The 17352-nt window shown below is 67.3% G+C and carries 16 protein-coding genes; 10 read left to right on the top strand and 6 right to left on the bottom strand.

Going from position 1 to position 17352, the window contains the following annotated elements; genetic code table 11:
* Nucleotides 1-3 precede the first annotated feature (3 nt).
* Entirely contained in the window at nucleotides 4-444 is a 441-nt protein-coding gene (locus FDN03_RS03635; protein ID WP_138174158.1) for a VOC family protein, read from the bottom strand.
* A gap of 282 nt (nucleotides 445-726) precedes the next feature.
* Nucleotides 727-2205: an MFS transporter gene (locus FDN03_RS03630; protein WP_138174156.1), complete on the bottom strand. Its 1479-nt coding sequence runs from the start codon at nucleotides 2203-2205 to the stop codon at nucleotides 727-729.
* Between the two features lie 79 nt (nucleotides 2206-2284).
* Between FDN03_RS03630 and FDN03_RS03625 the strand changes: the two genes are divergently transcribed.
* The 4 genes from FDN03_RS03625 (at nucleotide 2285) to pdxS (ending at nucleotide 6991) form a co-directional block, all read left to right on the top strand.
* Entirely contained in the window at nucleotides 2285-2932 is a 648-nt protein-coding gene (locus tag FDN03_RS03625) for a helix-turn-helix domain-containing protein (RefSeq protein WP_138174154.1), read from the top strand.
* Nucleotides 2933-3040: 108 nt separating this feature from the next.
* Nucleotides 3041-5053: a threonine--tRNA ligase gene (gene thrS / locus FDN03_RS03620; RefSeq protein ID WP_138174152.1), complete on the top strand. Its 2013-nt coding sequence runs from the start codon at nucleotides 3041-3043 to the stop codon at nucleotides 5051-5053.
* Between the two features lie 117 nt (nucleotides 5054-5170).
* Nucleotides 5171-5728 (top strand): HIT domain-containing protein, encoded by a 558-nt coding sequence (locus FDN03_RS03615; RefSeq protein ID WP_138174150.1) that lies wholly within the window; start codon nucleotides 5171-5173, stop codon nucleotides 5726-5728.
* 354 nt (nucleotides 5729-6082) lie between these two features.
* Nucleotides 6083-6991, top strand: a complete 909-nt coding sequence (gene pdxS, locus FDN03_RS03610; protein WP_138174148.1) for a pyridoxal 5'-phosphate synthase lyase subunit PdxS — start codon at nucleotides 6083-6085, stop codon at nucleotides 6989-6991.
* A 746-nt stretch (nucleotides 6992-7737) separates the two neighbouring features.
* Here pdxS and FDN03_RS16725 read toward each other — a convergent pair.
* Entirely contained in the window at nucleotides 7738-7986 is a 249-nt protein-coding gene (locus tag FDN03_RS16725; RefSeq protein ID WP_249354259.1) for an alpha/beta hydrolase, read from the bottom strand.
* An 818-nt stretch (nucleotides 7987-8804) separates the two neighbouring features.
* Here FDN03_RS16725 and FDN03_RS03600 point away from each other — a divergent pair.
* A complete protein-coding gene (locus FDN03_RS03600; protein ID WP_138174144.1) occupies nucleotides 8805-9362 on the top strand; it encodes a dihydrofolate reductase family protein in 558 nt (185 codons plus the stop codon).
* Nucleotides 9363-9416: 54 nt separating this feature from the next.
* Here FDN03_RS03600 and FDN03_RS03595 read toward each other — a convergent pair whose 3' ends face one another.
* Entirely contained in the window at nucleotides 9417-10178 is a 762-nt protein-coding gene (locus FDN03_RS03595; protein WP_138174142.1) for a GNAT family N-acetyltransferase, read from the bottom strand.
* Between the two features lie 2 nt (nucleotides 10179-10180).
* On the bottom strand, nucleotides 10181-12193 hold the full coding sequence (locus FDN03_RS03590; protein WP_138174140.1) for a M3 family metallopeptidase: 2013 nt from the start codon (nucleotides 12191-12193) through the stop codon (nucleotides 10181-10183).
* An 89-nt stretch (nucleotides 12194-12282) separates the two neighbouring features.
* On the opposite strand from FDN03_RS03590, the gene FDN03_RS03585 reads away from it, so the two are divergent.
* Nucleotides 12283-13452, top strand: coding sequence for a CapA family protein (locus tag FDN03_RS03585; protein WP_138174138.1), 1170 nt, complete (start codon nucleotides 12283-12285; stop codon nucleotides 13450-13452).
* Between the two features lie 132 nt (nucleotides 13453-13584).
* Here FDN03_RS03585 and FDN03_RS03580 read toward each other — a convergent pair whose 3' ends face one another.
* Complete coding sequence (locus FDN03_RS03580; protein WP_138174136.1) at nucleotides 13585-14427, bottom strand: aldo/keto reductase; 843 nt, start codon at nucleotides 14425-14427, stop codon at nucleotides 13585-13587.
* A gap of 239 nt (nucleotides 14428-14666) precedes the next feature.
* Here FDN03_RS03580 and pdxT point away from each other — a divergent pair, with 239 nt between their 5' ends.
* The 4 genes from pdxT (at nucleotide 14667) to ruvA (ending at nucleotide 17334) form a co-directional block, all read left to right on the top strand.
* Nucleotides 14667-15278 (top strand): pyridoxal 5'-phosphate synthase glutaminase subunit PdxT, encoded by a 612-nt coding sequence (gene pdxT / locus FDN03_RS03575; protein WP_138174134.1) that lies wholly within the window; start codon nucleotides 14667-14669, stop codon nucleotides 15276-15278.
* Nucleotides 15279-15282: 4 nt separating this feature from the next.
* A complete protein-coding gene (locus FDN03_RS03570; RefSeq protein ID WP_138174132.1) occupies nucleotides 15283-16041 on the top strand; it encodes a YebC/PmpR family DNA-binding transcriptional regulator in 759 nt (252 codons plus the stop codon).
* A gap of 14 nt (nucleotides 16042-16055) precedes the next feature.
* On the top strand, nucleotides 16056-16652 hold the full coding sequence (gene ruvC, locus FDN03_RS03565; protein WP_138174130.1) for a crossover junction endodeoxyribonuclease RuvC: 597 nt from the start codon (nucleotides 16056-16058) through the stop codon (nucleotides 16650-16652).
* 61 nt (nucleotides 16653-16713) lie between these two features.
* Nucleotides 16714-17334, top strand: coding sequence for a Holliday junction branch migration protein RuvA (gene ruvA / locus FDN03_RS03560; protein WP_138174128.1), 621 nt, complete (start codon nucleotides 16714-16716; stop codon nucleotides 17332-17334).
* The last annotated feature ends 18 nt before the right edge of the window (nucleotides 17335-17352 follow it).

Raw genomic sequence — 17352 nt, 5'->3', positions numbered from 1 at the left:
CTATTACACCGCGGAGATCCGCCCGTCGGCCTCCACCACGAACGTCGGGTTGTGCACGAAGTCCCAGCGGAACCCGTCCGGGTCCGCCACGCAGGCGCTCATCCCACCCCAGGGCTGCTTCGCCGGGGCATTGACCGGGCTGGCCCCGGCCTTTAGCGCTCGCCGGTAATGCGCCTCCACCTCCCGGTCCGACCCCACGTTGTGACCCAGCGACACCGGGGGAGCCAACTGCGAATGCCCCACCTGCCCGTACTCGCTGGGCATTTGCGCCACATCCCACAGCGCCAGCATCAGCCCGTGCCCGGCCCGCACGAACGCGATCTGCTCATGGGCCGGCTGCACCAGCTCAAAGCCCAGGCCCTCGGTGTAGAACTTCAGGGAGACACCCACATCACGCACCCCGAGGGTAATGGCGCTGATGGTTGGCGGGGCAGGCTTGTTCATACCCCCACAGTAGGCAAGCGAACCCCGGGGCGGAAGAGCCACTGACCCCTGCCGGGGAAGGGTCGCACCGCAGGTCCCGACATTGCCGACGGCTAGCGACCAGAACCCGCTGGAGCGCCGCTGGATCGGCGCACCAAACCCGGTGGCGCACATCCACCGGTGAGGCCCGGTGCCGGCATCTCCCCTGGGGGGAACCCGAGGCCGGGGCATCGCTGGCTCCCTGCGCTTTCGATCCGATGAGGCTTCTATCCTGCGCCGCAGCGCCGAACGCCCCCTGGGGATCTAGAGGTAGATCCACTGTCCATGGGGATCCAGGCCGCGTCCGCGCCCAGCGGCGCTCGCCGGCCGCCCACCCGATGCAGGACGCTTGGCCTTCGCGCTCGCCGAGGCGCCGGTCGGTGCGGTGTCCTGGCCCGAGTGCTGCCAGTGCTCGGGCCCGGGGATGGAGCGGATGTGCGGGCTGAGCCAGGCGCCAAGGGCGGCCAGCAGCACGATGGCGGCGAAGAAGCGGATCGTGGGCGCCATCCCGGCCAGCTGCACCCCGGCCCCGGCCAGCAGCGGCCCCAGCGGCATGGCCAGCAGCGCCATGAACAGCATCACCGCGTTCGCCCGCCCGGCCATGTCCCGCGGGGCGATCGCCATGAAGTAGCCGCCAACCGCCGCGTTCAGGGCCGGCACCCCCACGAACGCGGCCGCCAGCATCCCGCCGATCCACCACAGGCCGGCGTGGGCGGAGATGAGCGCCAGGAACAGTCCCAGGGCGCTGAGCGACAGGCAGGAGAGCCACCCGGTGGGCACCCGGTCGATCAGCCAGGTGGCGAACACCGACCCCAGCAGCAGCCCCACCCCCATGCAGGCGCTGACCAGCCCGATGCTCACCGGGGACTGCCCGCGGTCGCGCAACCCGTAGACCAGGGTGGTCACCGAACCGTTCGTGCCCAGGTTCACCGCCACGATCAGCCAGAGCATGATCCGCAACTGCGGGCGGGCAAAGCACCAGCGCAGACCCCCCAGCACCCCCTGCGTGCTGGGCGCCTGGGCCGGATCGGCGGCGGCGTGCTCTTCGGCGGCCTTCACGCTGGGGGCGATCAGCCGCCCGAAGCCGGCCGAGAGCAGCTGGAACACGGCGACGAATCCAAGCGCCGGCCCGGCCCCGAGCCCCAGCAGCAGCCCGCCCAGCGGCGCCCCGCCCAGGCTCAGCGCCGCATCCCGGCCCTGGTTCGCGGCCATCGCCCGGCCCAGCTGCAGCGGATGGACCACGTCCTTCAGCGCCGCGTTGGTGGCGGTGCCAAAGAGCCCGCCGCGCAGTTCCAGCACGATGTGCCCGATGCACAGTGCCGCGACGCCCAGTGATTCGCCCGCGGCCAGCAGGCCCAGCGCGGCGGTCAGCCCGGCCCCGGTCAACCCGCCGAGCACGATCAGCGTGGCCCGGTTCATCCGGTCGGCCAGGGACCCGCCCCACAGGGTCAGCCCCACCCGGGCGGCCATGCCCAGGGCGGCCAGCAGTCCGGCCTGGGCGGGGGAGCCGGTCACGGCCAGCAGCAGCAGCGGGATCACGAACTGGTACACCGATCCGGCCAGCAGGGCGGAGGTGTCCGCCGCCCACCAGTGGCGGTAGGGGCCCTGGCGGCGCAGCGGCGGCAGGGCCGGCGCGGCGTTCTCCGGCGCCCGCACGGTCCCGGGCCGCGCGCCGGGGTCCGGGGAAGGGGGCAGTGGCTCACCGGCGGTGGTGCCGGCGGCCGGGGCTGGGGTCGAGGTCATGACACCACCATAGGCTCGCAAATAATATTGCGCAATAGAATTTGCGCAATATTATTTGGGGGATTGCTATGCTGTTGCCATGAGCGAGGCCCCACGCAACGTCACCCTGACCACCCCGATGCTCAAGGCCATGGCCAACCCGCTGCGCCGGCAGATCTTCGACACGCTGGCCGCCATGGAATCGGCCCGCGCCGCCGACCTGGCCGAGGCGCTGGGGGTGGCCGCCAACAAGATCAGCTTCCACCTGCGCGAACTGGCCAAGGCCGGGATGATCGCCGAGGCCCCGGAGCTGGCCCGCGACAAACGCGACCGGGTCTGGCGCCCGGCGGGGGACGCCTACACCACCGGCGAACCCGCCGAGCATGCGGGCACCGGATCCACCAGCGCCATGAACGCCTACCTCGGCCAGATCGCCCACGACGAGCAGCGCCGCCTGGCCGCCGCGCTGGCCCACGCCCAGCAGCACTACGCCTCCGACGGCGACATCGAGGCCAAGGCGCTGCTGAGCACCAGCAACCTGATGCTCACCCGCGACGAGGCCGATGAGCTGGTGCGCCGCATCGAGGCGCTGATCCCGGCCTTCCGCCAGGATCTGAAGACCGGCAGGATCCCCAGCGCCCAACCCGAGCCGACGCGCGAACTGTGGCACTTCTCCGCCCTGCTCTCGGCCGATGAACTGTTGAACAAGTCACATCAGGGCCCCGATTCGCCACAAACCCCGAAGTGAGCAGGACGCCGCCGGCCGGCTGAACTAAACTGGGTCGTGGCTGGCTGTGGCCAAGGTATGCCGCAAGCTATGAAGCCATTTTCGTTACGAAAGGTAGAACCCGATCTCATGAGCGAGCAGCTGACTCTCACCATCGACGGCGAGCAGGTACAGGTGGACGCGGGGACGACCGGTGCCCAGTACTACGCCGACCAAAAAGACGTGGTGGTCATGCACGTCGACGGCGAACTGCGCGACCTGTCCCGCGAACTGCACGAAGGCACCACCGTCACCCGCGTGACCATCGCCGATCCCGAAGGCCTGGAGGTGCTGCGCCACTCCACCGCCCACGTGATGGCCCAGGCCGTGCAGCAGCTGCGCCCCGACGCCAAGCTGGGCATCGGGCCCTACATCACCGACGGGTTCTACTTCGACTTCGACGTGGAGGAGCCCTTCACCCCCGAGGACCTGAAGCAGCTGGAAAAGATGATGCTCAAGATCGTCAACCAGAACCAGCGCTTCGAACGCCGCGTGGTCACCCCCGCGGAGGCCAAGGCCGAAATGGCCGACGAGCCCTACAAGTGCGAGCTGCTGGCCAAGGCCGACGCCGATGACACCACCGGCGAAGGGGTCTCGGTGGAGGTCGGCGCCGGGGAAACCACCATCTACGACAACGTGGACCGCAAGAGCGGGGAAACGCTCTGGAAGGACCTGTGCCGCGGCCCGCACCTGCCGAACACCAAGCTGATCAAGAACGCGTTCGCGCTGACCCGCTCGGCCGCCGCCTACTGGCTGGGCAGCGAGAAGAACAAGCAGCTGCAGCGCATCTACGGCACCGCCTGGCCCACCAAGGAGGACCTGAAGGCCTACCAGGAGCGCCTGGCCGAGGCCGAGCGCCGCGACCACCGCAAGCTGGGCGCCGAACTGGACCTGTTCTCCTTCCCCGATGAGCTAGGCTCGGGCCTGCCGGTCTTCCACCCCAAGGGCGGGATCATCAAGCGCGAGATGGAAGACTACGTGCGCGACCGCCACATCGAAGAGGGCTTCCAGTACGTGGGCACCCCGCACATCTCCAAGGACGGGCTGTTCCACACCTCCGGGCACCTGCCGTACTACGCCGACACCATGTTCCCGCCGCTGCAGATCGACGAGGAGCGCGACGAGGACGGCAACATCACCCGCCAGGGCCAGGAGTACCGCCTGAAGGCGATGAACTGCCCGATGCACAACCTGATCTTCCGCTCCCGCGGACGCAGCTACCGCGAACTGCCGCTGCGTTTGTTCGAGTTCGGGCACGTCTACCGCTACGAGAAGTCCGGCGTGGTGCACGGGCTGACCCGCGTGCGCGGCTTCGCGCAGGACGACTCGCACTCCTACGTCACCAAGGAGCAGGCCCCGGCCGAGGTCGAGCACCTGCTGAACTTCATGCTCTCGCTGCTGCGCGATTTCGGGATGGAGGACTTCTACCTGGAGCTGTCCACCCGCGATGACAGCGACAAGTTCATCGGCTCCGACGAACAGTGGGCCGAGGCGACCGCCGTGCTGGAGAAGGTCGCCACCGCCACCGGCGTCGAGCTGGTCCCGGACCCGGGCGGCGCGGCCTACTACGGGCCGAAGATCTCGGTCCAGGCCAAGGACGCCATCGGGCGCACCTGGCAGATGGGCACCGTGCAGTACGACTTCAACCAGCCGGCCCGCTTCGGGCTGGAGTACCAGGCCGCCGACGGCTCGCGCCAGGAACCGGTGATGATCCACGCCGCGAAGTTCGGCTCCATCGAACGCTTCCTGGGCGTGCTCACCGAGCACTACGCCGGCGCCTTCCCGGCCTGGCTGGCGCCGGTGCAGGTGCGCGCGATCCCGGTCGCCGAGGCGTTCAACGACTACCTGGGTGAGGTCGTGGCCAAGCTGAAGTCCCATGGCGTGCGCGTGGAACTGGATGACTCCTCGGACCGCTTCCCGAAGAAGATCCGCAACGCGTCCAAGGAAAAGATCCCGTTCGTGCTCATCGCCGGCGGCGAGGACGCCGAGGCCGGGGCGGTCTCCTTCCGCTTCCGCGACGGCAGCCAGGACAACGGGGTGTCCGTCGATGAGGCGGTCTCCCGCATCGTCAACGCCATCGCCAACCGCGAGAACAACAACTAGCACGCCGTTTCAACACGCACGCAACCCGTGCGGGCCACGTTGCCCGGGCGCTGGCAGGCCACCGTGCCTGCCGCCCGGGCAGCGCTGCCAGCCGGGTGAGGGAAGGGGTCCCACGGGATGCAGTATCCGGACGATGAAAAGGTCACCGACGATTTCGAGCTGGCCGGGGTGCCGGATTCGTTCCAGCGGCTGTGGACCCCCTACCGGATGGCCTACGTCAAGGGCGGGCAGCACCAGTTCCAGGACAAGGACGACTGCCCGTTCTGCGCCGCCCCGACCCGCAGCGACGAGCAGTCCCTGATCGTGCACCGCGGCCAGGGCTGCTTCGTGCTGCTGAACCTCTACCCGTACAACCCCGGGCACCTGCTGATCTGCCCGTACCGCCACGTGCCGAACTACGATGACATCACCGCCGAGGAGACCGCGGAAATGGGCGCCCTGGCCCAGCATTCGATGCGGGTGCTGCGTCAGGTCTCCAACGCCAAGGGCTTCAACCTGGGCATGAACCAGGGCCTGGCCGGGGGAGCGGGCATCAGCGCGCACCTGCACCAGCACGTGGTGCCGCGCTGGGGCGGGGACGGGAACTTCTTCCCGATCATCGCCAACTCCAAGGCCATCTCCGCCACCCTGGGCGAGGTGCGCAGCGAGGTCGCCAACGCCTGGGACCAGGTCTAGACGCACCGCGCCGCGCAGACCGCCTCACACGCGAACGCATACCCGCGGGCCCGGAGCCACCAACCACCAGTTGGCGGTTCCGGGCCCGCGGTGTTCCCGGCGCACGATCGACGCCCCGCGGAACCTGCGAAGGGGATCTGGACTTGCTTCTGCGCCCTTTCCCGCGCCAGGCGGCAAAGCGAATCTGACCTGCGTTTTTTCCACGAGTGAATTGTTACGTCACCTAGGCGAATCGGGAGATAAATCTACGGGTTGGCGAATGTGACGCAACACCGGAGGGAAATGTTACGCGTCATCCTACGATTACTGGCGTAGCTCAGAAGTGCGTTCAGTGTTGGAAAGGAAAACGCCAGAATGTCTAACCCAGATCAGACCCCGTCGGCCCAGACCGGTTCGGACCGCGTGAAGCGCGGCATGGCCGAAATGCTCAAGGGCGGGGTCATCATGGACGTAGTCACCCCCGAGCAGGCCCGCATCGCCGAGGACGCAGGCGCCGTGGCCGTCATGGCACTGGAACGCGTTCCGGCCGACATCCGCGCCCAGGGCGGGGTCTCGCGCATGAGCGACCCGGACATGATCGACGGGATCATCGAAACCGTTTCGATCCCGGTGATGGCCAAGGCCCGCATCGGCCACTTCGTCGAGGCGCAGATCCTGCAGTCCCTGGGCGTTGACTACATCGACGAGTCCGAGGTGCTGTCCCCGGCCGACTACGAGAACCACATCGACAAGTGGCCCTTCACCGTGCCGTTCGTCTGCGGCGCCACCAACCTGGGGGAGGCGCTGCGCCGGATCAACGAGGGCGCTGCCATGATCCGCTCCAAGGGTGAGGCCGGCACCGGCGATGTCTCCAACGCCACCGGGCACATGCGCAAGATCCGCACCGAGATCGCCAAGCTGCGCGCGCTGCCGGAGGACGAGCTGTACGTGGCCGCCAAGGAGCTGCAGGCCCCCTACGACCTGGTCAAGGAGGTGGCCACCACCGGCAAGCTGCCGGTCGTGCTGTTCACCGCCGGTGGCATCGCCACCCCGGCCGACGCCGCGATGATGATGCAGCTGGGCGCGGACGGCGTGTTCGTCGGCTCGGGCATCTTCAAGTCCGGCAACCCGGCCCAGCGTGCCGAGGCCATCGTGAAGGCCACCACCTTCTACGACAACCCGGATGAACTGGCCAAGATCTCCCGCGGTCTGGGCGAGGCCATGGTCGGCATCAACGTTGCCGACGTGCCGGTACCGCACCGCCTCTCCGAGCGCGGTTGGTAAGCACCAACAACGACGCCACGGAGCCCACGCTGCCGAAACCGGAAAGTATGGGCTCCGTGGCGTATTTTGACCCAGGTACTTATTTGATAATTTAAAGGGCTGAGGTAATGTGCTCATCGCTCCTCACCATGGTGGCACCATTCGACGCGTCCGGAATGAAAACGACCGGAAGTCTTTCCTTTTGACGGGAGATCCGGAATCGCCTGTACAACATCTTTAGCGGGGAGGAGACGGTGCAGGGCACTATGGTCCATTTCGTAAAAGTTGTTGGAATTACTGCGAGCTTTAGCCTTCTATGAGCATGTTTTGTCGGACGCCGGTAGTGGCAAAATGCAAGCGGCGCGTCGCTATCGTTACGGCGGGGTAGGAGCTGAGACCGCTACGGGCCATGTCCTTCGCGTCTGGCCTTCGGAGTCATTGAACTGAAGGGCAGTTCATTTCTAGCAGCCACCTGATAATCCTCGTGAGCGGAAGTGATGGGGTAGCGTGGTTCGGGATGAAGAAGAATCAAACCTGGACATTAGTAATGGGTATCGCGCTCGTACTTTCCATGGTCCTTGCGTGGAACGAGCGTATACCTGATCCGTGGGGTCTATATATGGTCTTATTGTCAATGCTCGGACTGATGATCGCCATTGTTTTTTCGAGCTGGCAATTTTCGGTAACGGGGCGAAAGCGCAACAAGGACAGCTAACCTCTTACCCATCACGCCTCGACACCGCCTACATGGCAACGGTTCACGGTGCCTATTCTCCGAAGAAGTCCATGATGAGTTTGATGGTCGCGTTGGGCGCCTCATCCACCACGTAGTGACCGGCGTTTGGAACAGCCGCCACACGTACGTCCCGACCAAGCGTGCTTGGATCCGCGAAGAGCTTGTCGACGACGTGCGGCGGGAAGCCGACATCTTTGGTGCCGAACACAAAGAGTGTTGGCATGGCAAAGCGCTGCTGGCGGTATGCCCCGCGGGTAATCCGCGCCAGCTCGGGCAACACGATTCTCTGGCACAGGGGAGTGCGCCCCGCGAGAATTCTGAATCACGCAGCAGCGATACATAGAATTCAACGACTTCCGGCGCCAAGGGCTGAGCGGCAAAATGCGAGAACAGCCATCGCGGCAAGTAGTTTCCACGTAGCAGGGCTGGCCCCAGGCCCGGTATCGCCAGGACTTCCTGGTGCCACAGATGCCGCATGCCCGGCAGCAGGTCGGCGGTGAACCGCATCTGCGGCGGCGGAACTGAGAAGAGAATCTGGGCGCAGAAGCGTTCGGGGTGATCCAGCGTCAGATGATATGCGCTGATGGCCCCCAGGTCGTGGCTGACCAGCCTGACTGGGTCCAGACCCAGCCGATCTAGCAGGAACAGGATGTCCTCGGCGCGCCGAGTGCGGTTCATTGACTTGGTGGGCAGCTCACTCCAGCCTTCTCCCCGCAGATCCGGCGCAATCGCCTGGTACCCGTTCGCGGCCAACGCCGGCATGACCTCGCGCCATTCCCACCAGGACTGTCCGAACCCGGAGAGCAGCAGTACCGGCTGCCCGTGCCCGGCGCTTGCGATATGCATTCGGCCGTCAGGCAGATCCACGTACTGGTGCTCCACCCCGGAAACTTCCGGCAGGGCCGGTCTGGATGTTATTGTCAGGGCCATGACGCGCCTCCCTTGGCGGCAAGCGATGTAGTAGGCCAAGTGTACGCCGCGAGCCACTACGAAAGTAGTAGAATCCGCTCAAGATCTCCCAATTTAATGCCTCCAGGCGCGCGGCCGGCTCCTTCGGCCCCGTTGGCCGTCAACGCTCTGCCTGTCTACGCTGAGAACATGTCATCGATCATTTACGACCTGGCCATGAGCCTGAACGGGTATATCGCCGACCGTCATCATTCCCTGCAGTGGCTCTTTGAGGTGCCTGGTGCCCAGGAGCCGGACCCCTCACTGTTCCCCTCGGATGCGGCACTCCACGTCGAGGGATCAAGCACCTACCTATGGATGCTGGAGCAGGAGGAACTGCTGGAGAACCCCGAACGCTGGCAACAGCTCTACGGGCAGAAGCCGACCTTCGTCTTCACCAGCCGTCAGCTACCAATTCCCGAGGGGGCCGATGTGCGGCTGGTCAATGGCCCGGTGCAGGAGCACCTGGAGCAGATCCGGGCCGCCGCGAACGGCGGGGACATCTGGGTGCTTGGCGGCGGGGAGCTGGCCGGACAATTTTTCGATGCCGGCGCCCTGGACCGGATCGCGTTGACCATTGCCCCGGCAGCGCTGGCCGCAGGCGCCCCGGTGCTGCCCAGAAACATCAAGGCCGACCGGTTGCGCCTCATGGAGGCGAAACCGGCCGGCCCATTCGCGCGGCTCGTCTACGAGGTCCGTTCCGCTTAGCGGGTCTCGGCCTGCCGCGGGGCACCAGGCACCGCGGCAGGCCATCCTGGCTGGTTACCAGGTGCGCATGATCAGGTGGCGACCGCGGCCCAGCAGCCGCAACCCGTTGTGGGTGAAGAACTCGGCGCTGCGCGGGGTCGCGGCGGCCAGCAGCTCCACCGGTTCGGTGTCGTCCATCGGGTTCAGCGGGTTGATCATCGACCGGGAGAGCCCGTGCAGCAGCGCGGTGCCCACCCCCTGGCGCTGGTGGCTGGGCGCCACCGCCAGCGAATGCACCATCAGCTGGCCCTCCAGGCCCTGCTGGACGAAACCGCGGCCAACGATCTCATTCTCCTCGGTGCGCGCCACCGCGTGTTCGATGCGGCGCAACGCCGGGTGCCCGGAGCTCAGCCCGGTTTCCAGGTTCCGCCATAGGCTGGTTACCTCCAGTTCCTTGGCGTCGGCGCCGCTGGCCTCGGGTACGTTCGGACCCAGGCGGATCTTGCCCTTCCATTGTTCGTGGGGGATTGCCAGGTAGCCGGCGTGCCAGGAAACCTGCGCGTTGTCGGTGAACCCGGCGTCGAGCAGGTGCTCGGACGGGGCCCCGGAATTCAGCCAGGCCTCCACGCGGCGGGCACCAAGCCGGCGCCCCTCGGCCAATCCCGGACGCAGGCCCGCCGGTTCAGGGTGTTCGGGGAAGAGCAGCAGCAGGCGCTTGCGCACCGGCTGCCACACCCATGAACAGCCATGGGTGGTAAAGATCTTTCCCCCGGTGGCAACGGCCAACGCCTGGTGCCAGTGGGTCAGAGCGTCCTGGGCGGAAGCAATTGTCGTCATATTTATGCGTTCACCAAGCCTCGACGGCGCAGCAGCGGCTCAACCCGCGCGGCGCGGCCACGGAAGTTTTCGTAGGATTCAAGCGGTTCGCGCGTGTTTCCCCGGCTGAGCAGCTCGGCGCGGAACCTCTCTCCATTTTCGCGCATGAGCCCGCCATTTTCGGTGAACCACTCCACGGTGTCGGCATCGAGCACCTCGCTCCAGATGTAGGAGTAGTACCCGGCGGAGTAGCCGTTGGCGAAAATGTGCTGGAAGTACCCGGTGCGGTAGCGCGGCGGGATCAAATCCGGGTCGAAGCCGGCGTTGGTGAGCGCCTGGCGCTCAAATTCCTGCGGGTCGCCCACCTGCTGGCCGGCCGGCAGGGTGTGCCAGGCCCAGTCCAGGACACTGGCGGCCAGGTACTCGGTGGTGGCAAAGCCCTCGCCCCACAGCTCGGCGGCGCGGATCTTCTCGATCAGCTCCGCCGGCAGCGGCTGCCCGGTTTCGTGGTGCCGGGCGTAGTTGCTGATCACCTCCGGGTGCAGCACCCACATTTCGTTGACCTGGGAGGGGAATTCGACGAAGTCGCGGGGCACCGAGGTGCCTGAGAGCGAGGCGTACTTGCCGTTGGAGAACAGCCCGTGCAGCGCGTGGCCGAACTCGTGGAAGAGGGTGCGGGTCTCATCCAGGGTCAGCAGGGCCGGCTGCCCGGCGGCCGGCTTGGTGATGTTCAGCGTGTTGGTCACCACCGGCAGCTCGTCCAGGTCGCTGGCCGCATCGCGCAGCGAGGTCATCCACGCCCCGCCCTTCTTCGTCTCCCGGGCGAAGAAGTCCCCGGTGAACAGTCCCAGCGCGCTGCCGTCGGCGTTGGAAACCTCCCACACCCGCAGGTCCGGGTGGTAGGCCGGCAAATCGGTGCGTTCGGCGAACGTGATGCCGTACAGCTTCGTGGCGGTGGCGAACACGCCGTCGCGCAGCACCCGCTCCAGCTCAAAGTAGGGGCGCAGCGCGGCCGAATCCAGCGCGTAGCGTTCGCGCAGCACGGCCTGCGAGTAGTAGCTCCAGTCCCACGCGTCGATGCGATCCACCCCGGCGACCTCGGCCAGGGCCTGGGCCTCGCGGCGGGCGTTGGCGGTGGCCGCCGCGCTCAGGTCGGCCAGCCGCTCGCTGACTGCGGCGGTGCTCGGTGCGGTCGCGTCGGCCAGCACCGCGTCCGCGTGCGTGGCAAAGCCCAGCAGTTGGGCCCGCTCGGCACGCAGCACCGCCATGTCCCGGGCCAGTTCCAGGGTGTAGGGGGTGTCCAGCCCGCGGGTGAGCGAGGCTTCAAAGACCTTGCGCCGGGAGGCGGCGAGTTGCAGCTGCGCCATCACCGGCTGCTGGGTGGGGGAGAGCAGCGGGATCAGGTACCCCTGCTCGTGTCCGGCCTCGGTGGCCGCCTGCCGGGCGGCGGCGATCGCGGCCTCATCCAGCCCGGCCAGCTCGGCGGCGTCCTCGAACAGCACGGCGTGGGCGTTCTGCGCCTCCAGGGCGGCGGCGGAGAACCGGGTGGACAGATCGGAGATCTGGGCGTTCAGCTGCTTGAGCCGTTCCTTGTCCGTCCCGGACAGGGTGGCCCCGGCCAATCGGAAGCGGGTCAGGGTTTCGGTGGCCAGACGCCGGTCCTCACCCTCCAGCTGTTCAACATCGAGCTGGTTCAGCCGTTCGTAGAGGGGGCCGTTGAGCTGGATCTCGTCCTCTTGGCGGGTGTAGAGTCCGGTGATTTCCTGCTGGACGGCACGGATTTCCTCGGTGCCGTGGGCCGAGAGCACGCTGAAGTAGGTCATCAGGGCCCGGCGCAGGATCTGCCCGCTGCGCTCCAGGGCCAGGAAGGTGTTCTCGAAGGTTGCCGGGTCCGCGTTGGACAGGATCACCTCGATCTCCTCGATCTGGACGGTAGCGCCGATCCTGGCCGCCTCCAGGTAGTCGTCGGCGCCCAGCGCGGAAAAGTCAGGCCACTGGTAGGGCAGTTCGCTGCGTTGCAAGAGGGGGTTCACCATAATCAAAGGTTGTCATATTCACCGCCCATTCGCGGGCATTTACGCGAAGCGGTCCAAGGCGTCCTGGCTGATTGCGTACGCTAAGAGGCATGAAGCTTCGAGCCCTGAGCCTGCTGGCCGGCGCGGCCCTGCTGGCCGGTTGCGCCACCGTTCCCGATCCCGGCACCCCCGCCCCCTCCGGTGCCGGCACGGCGCCTGCCCCCACCACCGCAACCGGGACGCCGCAGGAAACCGAGCCGGAGCCCAGCGCCGAACCGCAGTCCTTCTCCCTGGCGTTGACCGGCGACGTGCTGCTGCACCCGCGGCTGCTGCGCGAGGCGAACACCGGAGGGCAAAAGTACGATTTCTCCCCGCTGCTGGCCGGGCTGGAGCCGTACATCCAGGACGCGGACGCGGCGCTGTGCAACCTGGAAACCCCGATCGGGGTCCCGCCCTACAGCGGCTATCCAATGTTCACCGTCCCGGCGCAGATCGTCACCGACCTGAAGCAGGTCGGCTATGACGGGTGCACCACCGCCACCAACCACACGGTGGACGCCGGCACCGCCGGGGTCAAGCGCACCATCGACACCCTGGAGCAGGCCGGGATGTTCTCCACCGGCTCCTACCGCACCGCCGCGGAGGCCGAGGCCCCGCCGATCATGGAGGTCGACGGGGTCAAGCTCGGGGTCATCGCCGGCACCTATTCGCTGAACGGGATGAGTGCGGACACCGACTGGCGGGTGGACACCGACATCTCCGCGGCTTCCCTGATCCAGCGGGCCAAGGATGCCCGCGAGGCGGGGGCGCAGGTCGTGGTGGCCGCCGTGCACGACGGCGCGGAGTACACCAACCGCCCCACCGCCGAGCAGCGCAAGCTCGGCCGGGCGTTGGCCGCCTCCGGTGAGTTCGACTTCATCTACATGCACCACACCCACTCGGTGCTGCCCATCGAAAAGCACAAGGGCACCTGGATCGTGTATGGGCTGGGCAACTCGGTGGCCAAGCACGCCACCCCGACCGTGCTGAACCGGGAGGGCATCAGCGTCAAGGCCACGTTCACCCGGCAGCAGGACGATGACTGGTCGGTGAGCGAACTGGCCTGGGTGCCGCACTTCTTGACCGAGGACCCGGTGCGCTGGTGCCAGGTCGCCGAGGCCAACCGGTGCGTGGGGGACGGGCAGGCCGAAGCCAGCCGGGAACGCAGCACCAAGACCGTGGACGCCTACGGGGCGTTCAAGGACGGACTGGTGCCCTGGGAACCGGCCGGCACCAGGTAGCAACCCGGCGGCGCCAGGGAACTGCGCCCCATCCCGCCAGCGGCACTCACCGGGCGGGGGACTATCCGATCCGCGGCGTTGCCCTCGTCGGCCCGCATGGCCCAGGTGGGCGTTGGTGGGCCCTGGTGGACCCTAGTGCCCGAAGCTCTCCGAATCCTGGCGGGCGTGCTTGCCGGTGTCCAGCGAATTGATCCGCGCGATCTCCGCGCCAGTCAGCTCGAAGTCGAAGATGTCCAGGTTCTGCTGCTGCCGCTGGGGGTGCGCGGACTTCGGGGCGGCGGCGATGCCCTGCTGTACGTGCCAGCGCAGCGTCACCTGGGCCGGGGTCTTGCCGTACTTCTGCGCCGGCTCGGTCAGGGCCGGGTTGTGCAGGAACGCGCCGCCGCGTCCCAGCGGCGTGTACGCCTCGGTGCGGATCCCGTGCTCCCGGTGGAACTGCTGGGCCTGCGAGTTGCGGTATTCCGGGTCCAGCTGGATCTGGTTCACCGCCGGGGCCAGGCCGGCGTCGAACAGCTGCTGCAGGTGCTTCGGCTTGAAGTTCGACACGCCGATCGCCCGCACCTTCCCCTCGGTCTGCAGCCGGGCCAGGCCTTCGAACGCCTCCACGAACGTGCCCTGCTCCGGGTTGGGCCAATGGATCAGGAACAGGTCCAGGTAGTCCACCCCCAGACGCTGCACCGAGTTCTCGAACGCCTGACGCACCCCATCGATGCTGTGCCATTGCCTGTTGAACTTGGTGGTGATGAACACCTCCTCGCGCGGCAGCCCGGAGCGCCGGATCCCCTCGCCGACCCCCTCCTCGTTGTGGTAGTTCTCCGCGGTGTCCACGTGCCGGTAGCCCAGCCGCAGCGCCCCCTCCACCGCGTGGGCGGCCTCCGCGCCCTGCATCGGGTAGGTGCCCAGGGCGATCGCCGGCATCATCACGTCGCCGGGCAGCTGGAAATGGGTTGTGGAATGGTTCGTGGCATCGGTCATGGTCAAAACTCCCCGCTCTTCTCACCTGGGCGTAGCTGTCCCTGCGAACCTACCAAGATTGCCGGCCCGCGCCAATCAGCAACCAGCCGGCGCCCAAGCGCCCCGAAATGCAGGGCAAATGGGGCGGAAACCCGGTGCGACACGCCGAGGAAAAAACGCCTGCCGCCCCGGCGCGGGCTTAACCTGATGTGCGCGCACCCGCCGGTGCGCGCACCACACCACCGCAGGAAGGCAGGCAGATGACCCGCATTGGGGTACTGGCGCTGCAAGGCGATTTCCGCGAACACCTGCAGGCGCTGATCCGGCTGGGAGCCGCGGCGCTGCCGGTGCGCACCCCGCAGGACCTGGAGCACCTGGACGGGCTGGTCATCCCCGGCGGAGAGTCCTCGGTCATCGACCGGCTCTCGCGCAACTACGGCCTGGCCGAGCCGATCCGGACGCTGATTTCCTCCGGCCTGCCCGTGTACGGCTCCTGCGCCGGGATGATCATGCTGGCCGACCGGATCGAGAACCCGGCCATCTCGGCCACCGGGCAGGCGCAGCGCAGCTTTGGCGGGATCGACATGACGGTGCGGCGCAACGCGTTTGGCCGCCAGGTCGACTCCTTCGAGTCGGTGCTGGAATTTGCCGGACACAGCTTCGAGGCGGTGTTCATCCGCGCCCCCGAAGCGGTGCAGGTCGGCCCCGCCGTGCAGGTCCTGTCCACCGTCCCCGGCCAGAATCGGGCAGTTCACGATAGAATTGTTGCGGTACGACAGGAAAATTTATTGGCGACCTCATTTCATCCCGAGGTCACCGGCAGCAATGCCATCCACGAGTTTTTCATCCACATGACGCAAGGAGACGCTTAACACCATGGCAGGCCACTCCAAATGGGCAACCACCAAGCACAAGAAGGCTGCGATTGACGCCAAGCGCGCCAAGGCCTTCGCCAAGTACATCAAGGGCATCGAAGTTGCAGCCCGCACTGGTGGCCCCGACCCCGCCGGCAACCCGGCGCTGGAACTGGCCGTCTCCAAGGCCAAGAAGAACTCCGTGCCCAATGACAACATCGACCGCGCCATCAAGCGTGGTGCCGGGCTGACCGGTGAGGTCATCGACTACACCGAGATCATCTACGAAGCGCGCGGCCCGCAGGGTTCGGCGCTGCTGGTCGAATGCCTGACCGACAACAAGAACCGCGCCGCCTCCGAGGTGCGCGTGGCGATCACCCGCAACGGCGGGACCATCGCCGACCCGGGCAGCGTGAACTACCTGTTCTCCCGCAAGGGCGTAGTGCGCCTGCCGGTCGGGGAGCTGAGCGAGGACGACGTGCTGATGGCCGTGCTGGACGCCGGCGCCGAAGAGGTGCAGGAGGCCGACGGCAACTTTGAGGTGATCTCCGAGGCCGCGGACCTGCGTGCGGTGGCCACCGCCCTAGACGAGGCCGAGATCGAGTACGAGTCCGACGAGGTTGAGTTCCTGCCCTCCATGAAGGTGGAGCTGGACGTGGAGGCCGCGAAGAAGTTCGTGCGCCTGTTCGACGCCCTGGAGGAACTGGACGACGTGCAGAACGTATACACCAACGCGGACCTGTCCGACGAGGTCCAGGCCGCCCTGGCCGAGGACGAGTAGGGGCCGGCAGTCACTTGACGCTCCGCGTAGTCGGCATCGACCCCGGCCTGACCCGTTGCGGGCTGGCCGTGGTCGACGTCGAACCCAACCGCAAGGTCACCCTGGTGGACGTGTCGGTCGCCGGCACCCCGCCGGGCACCCCGCTGGACCGCCGGCTGCTGACGATCGCTGAGGCGATCGACGCCTGGCTGGAACAGCACCGCCCGGACGTGCTGGCCATCGAACGGGTGTTCTCCGCGGTCAGCGTGACCACCGTGATCGGCACCGCCCAGGCCTCTGGGGTGGTGATCACCGCTGCCGCCCGGCGCGGGATTCCGGTGGCGATGCACACCCCGACCGAGGTCAAGGCCGCGGTCACCGGCAGCGGGCAGGCGAACAAGAACTCGGTGGGCAAGATGGTCGCGAAGATCTGCCGGCTGGATTCCCCGCCCAAGCCCGCCGACGCGGCGGACGCGGTGGCCCTGGCCATCGCCCACGCCTGGCGCGGCGCGGCGGTCGGCTCCAACGCCTCGGCCTCCGCCGGGCGGGTCGGCTCCACCCAGCTGACCACCGCCCAGCAGGCCTGGATCGCCGCGGAGGCCTCGGCCAAGCGCCGCGGCACCGGACGCTAATCGATATTCGTACATATCTTCGATATGCTGGGGATGTCGACAAGGTATGCAAAGGAGTGGCATGATCAGCTCACTGTCCGGCCGGGTTGAGGCCGTGGCCCTGAACAACGCGGTCATCAACGTCAACGGGTTCGGGATGCTCATCAACGCCACCCCCCAAACGCTCTCGGGCCTGCAGGTCGGCAGCCAGGCCACCGTCTACACCTCCCTGGTGGTCCGTGAGGACTCGATGACCCTCTACGGCTTCGCCTCGGCCGAGGAGCGCGAGGTCTTCGAGGTGCTCACCTCCGTGTCCGGGATCGGCCCGCGCACCGGATTGGCGATCCTGGCCGTGCACAGCCCCGAGCAGGTGCGCGTGGCGGCCAACACGAAGGACACCGCCGCGTTCACCAAGGTCTCGGGCATCGGCCCCAAGGGTGCCAGCCGGATCGTGCTGGAGCTGAACGGGAAACTGGTGCCCACCGGCGCGGCCGCGGCCAACGGCGCCGCACCGGGCACCGCCGGGGTGTGGGAACCGCAGGTCATCGAGGCGCTCACCGGTCTGGGCTGGACCGAGAAGGACGCGAAGAACACCCTGGGCAAGCTGGCCAAGGCCTCCCCGGAAATCGTGGAAACCGGCAACGTGCCCGAAATCCTGCGCGCGGCCCTGCGCAGCATGTCCACCGGCGCCCGCGCCCGATAGGAATACAGCTAGGAACAT

Origin of the sequence: Glutamicibacter sp. V16R2B1 (assembly GCF_005774635.1) — a bacterium.
GTDB lineage: Bacteria > Actinomycetota > Actinomycetes > Actinomycetales > Micrococcaceae > Glutamicibacter > Glutamicibacter creatinolyticus.
Note: the sequence above shows the minus strand (reverse complement) of the source record. Positions and strands in the feature narration are given on the sequence as shown.

What these genes read in the sequence shown, in the direction of transcription:
- FDN03_RS03635 (WP_138174158.1), bottom strand. Translation starts at nt 444, where the DNA reads ATGAACAAGCCTGCCCCGCCAACCATCAGCGCCATTACCCTCGGGGTG.
- FDN03_RS03630 (WP_138174156.1), bottom strand. Translation starts at nt 2,205, where the DNA reads ATGACCTCGACCCCAGCCCCGGCCGCCGGCACCACCGCCGGTGAGCCA.
- FDN03_RS03625 (WP_138174154.1), top strand. Translation starts at nt 2,285, where the DNA reads ATGAGCGAGGCCCCACGCAACGTCACCCTGACCACCCCGATGCTCAAG.
- thrS (WP_138174152.1), top strand. Translation starts at nt 3,041, where the DNA reads ATGAGCGAGCAGCTGACTCTCACCATCGACGGCGAGCAGGTACAGGTG.
- FDN03_RS03615 (WP_138174150.1), top strand. Translation starts at nt 5,171, where the DNA reads ATGCAGTATCCGGACGATGAAAAGGTCACCGACGATTTCGAGCTGGCC.
- pdxS (WP_138174148.1), top strand. Translation starts at nt 6,083, where the DNA reads ATGTCTAACCCAGATCAGACCCCGTCGGCCCAGACCGGTTCGGACCGC.
- FDN03_RS03600 (WP_138174144.1), top strand. Translation starts at nt 8,805, where the DNA reads ATGTCATCGATCATTTACGACCTGGCCATGAGCCTGAACGGGTATATC.
- FDN03_RS03595 (WP_138174142.1), bottom strand. Translation starts at nt 10,178, where the DNA reads ATGACGACAATTGCTTCCGCCCAGGACGCTCTGACCCACTGGCACCAG.
- FDN03_RS03590 (WP_138174140.1), bottom strand. Translation starts at nt 12,193, where the DNA reads ATGGTGAACCCCCTCTTGCAACGCAGCGAACTGCCCTACCAGTGGCCT.
- FDN03_RS03585 (WP_138174138.1), top strand. Translation starts at nt 12,283, where the DNA reads ATGAAGCTTCGAGCCCTGAGCCTGCTGGCCGGCGCGGCCCTGCTGGCC.
- FDN03_RS03580 (WP_138174136.1), bottom strand. Translation starts at nt 14,427, where the DNA reads ATGACCGATGCCACGAACCATTCCACAACCCATTTCCAGCTGCCCGGC.
- pdxT (WP_138174134.1), top strand. Translation starts at nt 14,667, where the DNA reads ATGACCCGCATTGGGGTACTGGCGCTGCAAGGCGATTTCCGCGAACAC.
- FDN03_RS03570 (WP_138174132.1), top strand. Translation starts at nt 15,283, where the DNA reads ATGGCAGGCCACTCCAAATGGGCAACCACCAAGCACAAGAAGGCTGCG.
- ruvA (WP_138174128.1), top strand. Translation starts at nt 16,714, where the DNA reads ATGATCAGCTCACTGTCCGGCCGGGTTGAGGCCGTGGCCCTGAACAAC.